Genomic DNA, 976 nt, shown 5'->3' on the forward strand with positions numbered 1-976 from the left:
ACAACGGATGGCGGTATGGTTAGTAAGGGATTGCGGGCTTCTTTACTGTCAAGTTACAGCTGATTTTGGAGCGGGCTAATGAGCCTCGACAACCACTGAGCCCCTTATTAACTATACCGCGTGTTACCAATAGTTACTTTCTAATTCTCATACCATAAGAGTCAGAAGTCCTTTCCTTATCGATTTTGATTTGAGCTGATTTCAGACCTGTTGCTACATCTTGTTTGTTTGAAAAGTCATAATTCATCAACGTTTTTTTAAAAGTGACTATACTATTTACCTTATTTTCTAATCCAACATATCCGATATTCGGACTGTAATAAATAAATTTCTCACTCAAATCATTATCTATTTGTCTGGTATAAAAAGAAACGACACATTCTAAATCTCCTATCATAGTGTTAAAGAAGTAATCTTTGTATTTACATTCCGTTTCAGTGGTATCAGAAATTACGCCAAATATAGTATCGTTTTCTTCTTGTAATCTAAAATTGTATTTACTCCAAGTATCACCAATGTCTAGTGGGTAAGGATGATTTAATGACTTGGTAATTAAATAACTTTTGTCATCCTCTCTTAATCCATATATGTAATTATTTCCCTCTTCATTTGCCTTTAGCCAAATTCTATCATAAAAATCCCATTTCCAATAAAATAACTCTATCTCTTTTCCGTCATAATTTGCTATTTCACTTCCAATTACAGATACAGTTGATGTATCTACTTTAGTAAGGGTTCCTTCATTAGTAAAAGTTGAATCTATAAAAGTCCAACTATAGCCTATTTCTAAAGGTTGAATAAGTTTATCAAATTCATCTTTTGCTTCTGATTCATCTTTTTCGCATGAATAAATAAAGAAAGATGCAAGTAGTAAGTAAAGTAATTTTTTCATATCTATTTAATTTTTATTGGTGTACTATTTTCTCTGCTTATAATTATTGGTAACGTTCCCGCGGTATGGTGTCGTGCGGTTGAC

1 protein-coding gene is annotated in these 976 nt (G+C 32.4%); it reads right to left on the reverse strand.

Translation table 11 applies throughout. From position 1 onward, the window contains the following. Positions 1-133 precede the first annotated feature (133 nt). Positions 134-892 carry a hypothetical protein gene (locus tag ACE01N_RS20505; RefSeq protein WP_380592952.1) on the reverse strand — a complete coding sequence of 253 codons (759 nt, stop codon included), beginning with the start codon at positions 890-892 and terminating at the stop codon, positions 134-136. Between the last annotated feature and the right edge of the window lie 84 nt (positions 893-976).

Origin of the sequence: Quyinboa ferrireducens, assembly GCF_042436675.1 — a bacterium.
Classification (GTDB): Bacteria; Bacteroidota; Bacteroidia; order Bacteroidales; family UBA5342; genus JBHJHP01.

Bases quoted from the DNA above. Each gene is read 5' to 3' on its own strand.
- ACE01N_RS20505 (WP_380592952.1), bottom strand. From the start codon at position 892: ATGAAAAAATTACTTTACTTACTACTTGCATCTTTCTTTATTTATTCA.